Raw genomic sequence first — 7,072 nt, forward strand, 5'->3', positions numbered from 1 at the left:
TATGAACAACGTGATGCAATTTACCCGTACCCTCATGCTGCTGGTGCCACTGGTTGTCGTTCGTGCCGCCGAACCAATCACCGCCTTCGCTCCCGGCGCACGCATTCTTTTTCAGGGGGATTCGATCACCGATGGAAATCGTGGACGTAGCGCTGACCCGAATCACATCCTCGGCCACGGCTACGCATTTCTCATCGCGGCGAAATTCGGCGCGGCATTTCCCGAGGCGAAGCTGGAGTTTTTCAATCGTGGCATCAGCGGCAACACCGTGCTCGATTTGGAAAAGCGCTGGCAGAAAGACACGCTCGACCTGAAGCCCGACGTGCTCAGCATTCTCATCGGCGTGAATGACAAGGGCCGCGGCGTCCCGCTCGACCAATACGAACAGACCTACGACAAGCTACTCACCGACGCGAAGGCCGAGAACCCGAAGCTCAAGCTCGTGCTCTGCGAGCCGTTCATCGTCAATCACCGCGCAACCACACCACAACATGGTTCGCCGAATGCTGAACTCGTCAAGTATCAGGAAATCGTGGCGCGCCTGGCGAAGAAACACGGCGCGGCGCGCGTGCAGTTCCAGGCCGCGCTCGACCGCGCCACTGAACGCGCGCCCGCCGCTCATTGGATTTGGGACGACGTCCACCCGACCTACTCGGGCCATCAGATCCTCGCGGACGAATGGGAGCGCGCGGTCCGTGACTTTTGGAAATGAGTGATCACATGAAGGCGATCCTGACCAACTGATAGGAATTTGCTTTTTGGCACATTGGATGCTTTCACTTGTCGCGTTGCGGTAAAGCAAACCTTTTACCTCTGTGCACACACCTGCCGCGGCATATTTTGATTCCCGCTTAAGGCTTGCACTGGGTCGGAATTTGCCAAAACTAGTGGTTGTAATAATCTGATCCGAAAAACGACGCACAGGGGGGACCAAAACTTCCTGCTGGCATCGGTTAGAAATGGCGTTTGCGAATGTGATCAGTGCGGTGAGCAAAGCGACAAGAAAATGAAAAACAATCGTATTCTGCCTGGCCTGACCGGAGTACTGGTCCTTTGGATCAATTTCTACGGCTTACCGCTTCCAGCCGCCCAACCCATTTATAAACTGGTAGGGGCTTCAGATAGCACCCAGTCCAACCTGCTGCAAAATGGCAGTTTTGAATCTGTCCGACAGCGGGACCCATCAGCCTGGCATAAATCTGAAGGGGGCGGCGCATGGTCCCCCTCAGAAGGCCGACAGAACTCCGGGACGGTCTTTTGCGAACGAGCCGCCCGTGATTCGGCGCGGGGATGGATGCAATCCCTGGAACTCGATCAGCAACAACCGCTGCCGCTGGTGGTGCGTGGTTGGAGCAAAGCAAAAAACGTCAGCGGCAGCGCAGATTCCAACTATTCTTTGTACGTAGATCTGACGTATGCGGACGGAACGCCCCTGTGGGGACAAACCGCCGAATTTCGCTGCGGCACCCATGATTGGGAACGCAAGGAATTGATTATCCTCCCGGAAAAACCGGTGAAACGGTTGAGCGTGTATTGCCTGTTCCGGGGCCAGCACACCGGCACCGTCTGGTTCGATGATGTGTCCTTGGAGGAGGTGCATTTGACCGCAGGAGCGTGGCTGTATCAGGGAGCGATGGTGCAGAACCCGGAATCACTCCCTGCCTTGTCGAAGGAATCTTCACGTTATCTCACCACCGATGGCCTGGGGCTGGCGATTTCCAACCAGGCACAACTTATAGCGGGAGATCTGCCGCTAAATGTTACCGGTGCGTTTGGCGGCTTTTTAGCGCGCGATGTGGCCGGGAACTCGAGCTTTTACGGTTTCGAGAACGGTGTGTGCCGCGAACTGAATCTCCGGGTTCAATATAAAGTTCAGACGCGGCCGGACCACCTGGTGATCGAAGGCCGGGTAAGCGACACCAGTGGGCGCGATCGTGCCATCACACTGGTATTCGCCTTGCCGGTTGACGCCACCGGGTGGCAATGGTGGGACGACATTAACACCAGCCGGATCATCAAACCCGGCGTGGATTACGCTAACCCGGTGCGGGTTAGATGCGGTGCCACCGGCACTCAGGCACTCTATCCAGTAGCGGCGATTTCGGATGAACGAAATGGGTTCTCGCTTGCGCTGGACATGGGATGCCCGGCGGTGCACCGCCTCGGCTACCACGCTGGTCTCCGGCAACTATACGCCGCGTTTGATTTCGGGCTGGTACCGGATACGCAATTATCTCCCTCAGCGGCGAATTTCCGGCTGGTACTCTATCGTTTTACCCCAACATGGGGATTCCGATCAGCCTGGGACAAGTTCATGCGGATTTTTCCGGAGTATTTTGTCGTGCGCGCCAAGGACCAAGGACTGTGGATGCCTTTCACCGACATCAGCACGGTACAGGACTGGCAGGACTTCGGCTTCAAATTTCACGAGGGCAACAACAACGTCGCCTTTGACGACGCTCACAACATTCTCAGTTTCCGTTATACCGAACCCATGACGTGGTGGATGACGATGAAAAAGGACTTGCCACGTTCGCCCGAAACCGCGTTAAAAGTGCGCGTTGAGATCCTTGCTGATCCCAAGCACTCACAGCACAAGATGGCCCAGGCATCCGTGATCGCGGAAATGTGGGATGGTGCAGGACAACCCTGTCTGAAGTTTCAGGATACCCCCTGGTGCAATGGGGCCGTGTGGAGTTTGAATCCCAACCCGCATTTGCCGGGCGACCTTAATTTTGCCACCGCGCACTGGAACACGCAGATCAAAGATAAACTTTACGGCCCAAGTACCAAGGCCCAACTGGACGGTGAATACCTTGATTCACTCGAAGGCTATGTGACGGCAGACCTGAACTTCCGGCGTGAACATTTCCGGTTCTCGACTGTGCCGCTGGGTTTCGAGACAGAAACCGGACGACCGGCGCTCACCAAAGGCCTGGCAGTGTACGAGTTCACGCGCTGGATTTGCGATGAAGTGCATCATCTGGGACGGCTGACGTTCGCCAACAGCGTGCCATACCGGTTCACGTATCTTTGCCCCTGGCTGGACGTGATGGGCACGGAGACCGATTGGCTGCGACAGGGAAAGTACCAGCCCGCCAGCCCGGCACAGATGAACCTGTGGCGAACGCTCTCTGGACGCAAGCCGTACCTGCTGCTGATGAACACCGACTACGACCAGTTAAAACCGGAATTGGTGGAACTGTATTTTCAGCGCAGCCTGGCACTGGGACTGTTCCCAGGCATGTTCAGTCATAATGCTGCGGATAACCCGTATTGGAAAAATCCCGCCTGGTACAACCGGGACCGGCCGCTGTTTAAGAAATATATTCCGCTCATTAAAAAAATTGCCGAAGCCGGATGGGAGCCAGTCACCGGTGTGCGAAGTGATCAGGCCACAGTTACCCTGGAGCGATTCGGCGCACCTGGCAAAGGCATCGTGTACCTCACCGTCTATAATCATTTTTCCCAACCACAGATGGCGCGGCTGCGCCTGGACCCTCAGGAACTGGGGAAATCAGCCCGTTTGGAGACAACCGATCTGTTGCGTGGCCGGTCGTTCCCAACGATGGCCCAAACTGTCGAAATAACACTCGATCCACAGCAAGCTGCCGTGCTAACCATACACCAATGAAACTGATAGGAATTTGTTTTTTGGCACATTGGATGCTTTCACTTGTCGCGTTGCGGTAACCGGTGTTCAGGTCGCTGATGGTGCCGTCGGCGTTGTCCTTATAGGTAGCCTTTGGCCCGGGATGTTGCGCGTCCTGTCCGTAGAACGGCTGGCCGGGGCGGGGCGATTTCGCGGGCGTTGTCGTAGCACTTCGTTTGGCCGGTGCCGACAATCGTAAAGGGTTGCGCCGCATAGATGCTGGATGCCGCAAGCGTCGCCGCCATGGTGAGAGCGTTTCGCTTCATGGTGCTATCCTTTGGTGGATGGGTCTCTCATGGGTTTCGCGGTGGAGGGCTGCTGTCCGGCCCCATACCGACATCGGGTTCAGTCAGGTTCTTGATCACTTTACGGGCGTGAGGGAAAACCCTTTCTCCAGTTTGGATTTGTAGAAAGCCCCCATTTGCGTTGATGGCCCTGGCTGGGTTGTATCCGTTCGGAACGGCGACGCGGGCAAGCCGTCTTTGTTATACAGATTGCATCCCTCCGGGTTGTTGGCCCACGCATAGCGCACAGCCACCGGTTTCGGTACAGCCGGGGAGGATACCACCACGGTATTTTTATCAATGCGCGCATCACCCCAAACCCACTTGTTGTCCTCGCCGGCAATGGCGAAGCGTTTCAGCGGGCCCGCCTGGTCCTCGACCGTAGGTTGCAGGGCGCTTTTCTTGCCGACCATCAAACCGCTGCCGACGTGGTCGAAGGACAACCGGATGGAGTGGCCTTCGACTTTCATCTCACGATAGATGGGGCCGGAGTAAACGATCTTTTCGCCGTGGACGACTCCCCGCGCCGCCAAAGACAATCTCTCGCCGACATCCTGTTTATCGATCGGGTGGATGCTCGCCGCCTCGCCGACATCGATCGTGACGGCCATGCCGGTGTTGGGGAGTTTCAGCGTCGCTAACTGCGATTCGCGGATCAGCGCCCAACCCCCGCTGTCGGGCTCGGGAGAGGGATTCGACCAATTGGGCAATTGCACAAAGAGAAACGGGAAAGCCCCTTGTCCCCAACGACTCCGCCAATCTTTGATCAGCACGGGGAAAATCCCCCGGTATTCATACATCCATTGCCACTCCGCCTCCCCTTGATACCAAACCGCGCCCCGCATTCCATAAGGAATCAGGGGATTGATCAGCGCGTTGAACAAGGAGCACCCAAAGCCCCAGGACTTCACCGGTCCGAGATATTTCGGAGGCCACAGTGGTGGCTTGTCCTTTGCGCGGGCTTCCGCCTGCTTGGCATCATATTCAGCGCTGCGAGCCTCAAGATCCCTTTTCCCTTTCGGGGTGTTCTCGACGTAATGGGCCAGCCCATCGAAATACTGTGCCACCACCTTGAAATCGGAATCCGCCATGAGCGCGGAGTGGCTGATCCACGCCACAATGGGCGATCCGCCCACCGAGTTGTTGATGAGTCCCACCGGCACATGCAGGGCCTGGTGCAGGTCGCGTCCAAAGAAATAGGCGACGGCAGAAAAGTCCTTGGCCGTATCAGGAGAGCAGGGCCGCCAGATGCAGTAATTCTTTTGGACGATGGGATTGTTGTTTTGCAGACGCTCAAGGGGGACTTTGGAATCCATGGCATTGGGCACATCGAAAAGCCGGATCTCCGGGTATATGGCCTCGGCGACTTCCTGCTGTCCGTTCATCGCCTGCTTCAGTGGCCACGCCATGTTCGATTGGCCGGAACAGAGCCATACCTCCCCCAGCAGGATGTCGGTGATCTCCAGCGCACCCGATTTGCCCTTGACTGTCATCTTGCGGGGCGTCCCGGTTTCCATCGGATCGAGGCGCACCATCCATTTGCCAGCCGGGTCTGCCGTGCAGGTCTTGGTCTGCTGATCTATGGAGACGGTGATTTTCTCGCCGGCCTCCGCCCAGCCCCACACGGGCACCTGCATGCTTCGCTGTAGCACCATGTGATCGCAAAAGAGTTGGGCAAGTTGAACCTCCGCACTGGCGCAGCAACAAGTCAAGAGCAGGGCGCTTGCGGCAAGTGTCACATGTTGAACTGATAGGAATTTACTTTTGGACACATTGGATGCTTTCACGTGTCGCGTTGCGGTAAGCGGGCCAAAGTGAGTCCGCCGGTGCGCCCCCGCTTGGACACCAGAAATCCGTTCCGTACCAGCGCGCTGACAATTTGTGCCAGGTAGGGTTCCGGTACGCCGGTGCAACGCGAAACCTCACCGATCTGTCTGGACTGGCAGCACCCATTCAAACACGCAACGCACGGATGGCATAACCGGTAGTTTTGGATAATGCAATCATGGGGTGATTTAGTTGGCCTTGGGTTTCGTCGTGGTCTTTTTTGCCGGCTTCGGCTCGACGTAAGGCGGGTTGGTATAGGCGCCGGGTGCCGTGGTCTGAAGGTTCGGCGGCACCTCCGCCGCGATTTCGCCCAGCGCCCACTTGAGGCCGCCCACCAGCATGTCCTGAAAAATCGGGTTCGTCCAGATGTCCTCGCGATGGCCCATGGCCGTGTACCACACGCGCCCCTTGCCTTCCTTGCGCGCCCAGGTGTTGGGATACGGCGGCCGCTGATACTCCGGTCCTTTCATGTGCGGCGCATCAATCACGCTCAGCACGTGGAGGTCCGGCGTGAAATCCTTGAGCGAATACCATTCCTCGTGGAACGCGTAGCTGTTACCCACCTTTTCAAAACCCGGAAACTTGGGATCGGTCACCTTGTTCGTGGCCACCTGCTGCGCCCCGTGCTTGATAAACTCGCCGCCAATAAAGCGCACATAGGGGTCCGCCTGATCCCCGTGGTTCACGTAGCGGTCCGGGCCTTTTTTGTCTTCATTCGCCGTATGGAAACTGTCGCACGCGGAATGCGAGCCCACGAACCCCTTGCCGCCCCGCACGAATTCAAAGAGCGCCTCTTTGCCGGCGGGGCTCATGGCGGGCTGCTGGTCGGTGCCCGGGCTGCACAAATTTCCGGAGGTGTAGAAAAATACCGCATCAAACTGCGCCAGGTATTCCTTGCTGAATTTCGATCCATCTTTGGAAAATGTAAACTGCCAGCCCTGCTTCTGCCCCAGCTCCACCAGGATTTTCTCAGCGTAGCTGGGTTGGCCGTTCTTCCACGAAATCACGGAATGTTCAAAACCACTCGATTTGCTGAAGAACAGAACTTGTTTGGGGGCACCCACGGCCGTCCCCATCGTGACGAGCAGCAAACCCGCCGTAATGACCATGGCTGGCCGCAACCATCTTTTAACCCGGCCCACCGCCGTTAAAACCATGCGTCCCGCAACGATCGTTTGTTGTAATCCTTTAGTAATCATGAGTATAGATATTAATGAATCCCCTGCCGTCCGCAAGCACAAAGAACCGCATACCGTAATGCGTCAGTGACGGCGGGAACGGCAGGGTTTTCATAAAAACACAAAAAATG

The 7,072-nt window shown here is 56.8% G+C and carries 5 protein-coding genes; 2 read left to right on the forward strand and 3 right to left on the reverse strand.

The features are described 5' to 3' along the window. Nucleotide 1: 1 nt before the first annotated feature. Both WCO56_16570 and WCO56_16575 read left to right on the forward strand, forming a co-directional pair. Nucleotides 2-712 carry an SGNH/GDSL hydrolase family protein gene (locus tag WCO56_16570; protein MEI7731190.1) on the forward strand — a complete coding sequence of 237 codons (711 nt, stop codon included), beginning with the start codon at nt 2-4 and terminating at the stop codon, nt 710-712. Between the two features lie 294 nt (nt 713-1,006). Next, complete coding sequence (locus tag WCO56_16575; GenBank protein ID MEI7731191.1) at nt 1,007-3,634, forward strand: hypothetical protein; 2,628 nt, start codon at nt 1,007-1,009, stop codon at nt 3,632-3,634. Between the two features lie 98 nt (nt 3,635-3,732). On the opposite strand, the gene WCO56_16580 is transcribed toward WCO56_16575, so the two are convergent. The 3 genes from WCO56_16580 to WCO56_16590 form a co-directional block, all read right to left on the reverse strand. Beyond that, nucleotides 3,733-3,918 (reverse strand): hypothetical protein, encoded by a 186-nt coding sequence (locus tag WCO56_16580; GenBank protein ID MEI7731192.1) that lies wholly within the window; start codon nt 3,916-3,918, stop codon nt 3,733-3,735. Between the two features lie 95 nt (nt 3,919-4,013). Next, nucleotides 4,014-5,591, reverse strand: a complete 1,578-nt coding sequence (locus tag WCO56_16585; protein MEI7731193.1) for a sialate O-acetylesterase — start codon at nt 5,589-5,591, stop codon at nt 4,014-4,016. Between the two features lie 360 nt (nt 5,592-5,951). Beyond that, nucleotides 5,952-6,962, reverse strand: a complete 1,011-nt coding sequence (locus tag WCO56_16590; GenBank protein MEI7731194.1) for a ThuA domain-containing protein — start codon at nt 6,960-6,962, stop codon at nt 5,952-5,954. Nucleotides 6,963-7,072 lie beyond the last annotated feature (110 nt).

It is taken from the genome of Verrucomicrobiota bacterium (assembly GCA_037139415.1).
GTDB lineage: Bacteria > Verrucomicrobiota > Verrucomicrobiia > Limisphaerales > Fontisphaeraceae > JBAXGN01.

Coding starts and splice junctions, on each gene's coding strand:
- WCO56_16570 (MEI7731190.1), top strand. CDS start 2: ATGAACAACGTGATGCAATTTACCCGTACCCTCATGCTGCTGGTGCCA.
- WCO56_16575 (MEI7731191.1), top strand. CDS start 1,007: ATGAAAAACAATCGTATTCTGCCTGGCCTGACCGGAGTACTGGTCCTT.
- WCO56_16585 (MEI7731193.1), bottom strand. CDS start 5,591: ATGGTGCTACAGCGAAGCATGCAGGTGCCCGTGTGGGGCTGGGCGGAG.
- WCO56_16590 (MEI7731194.1), bottom strand. CDS start 6,962: ATGATTACTAAAGGATTACAACAAACGATCGTTGCGGGACGCATGGTT.
- WCO56_16580 (MEI7731192.1), bottom strand. CDS start 3,918: ATGAAGCGAAACGCTCTCACCATGGCGGCGACGCTTGCGGCATCCAGC.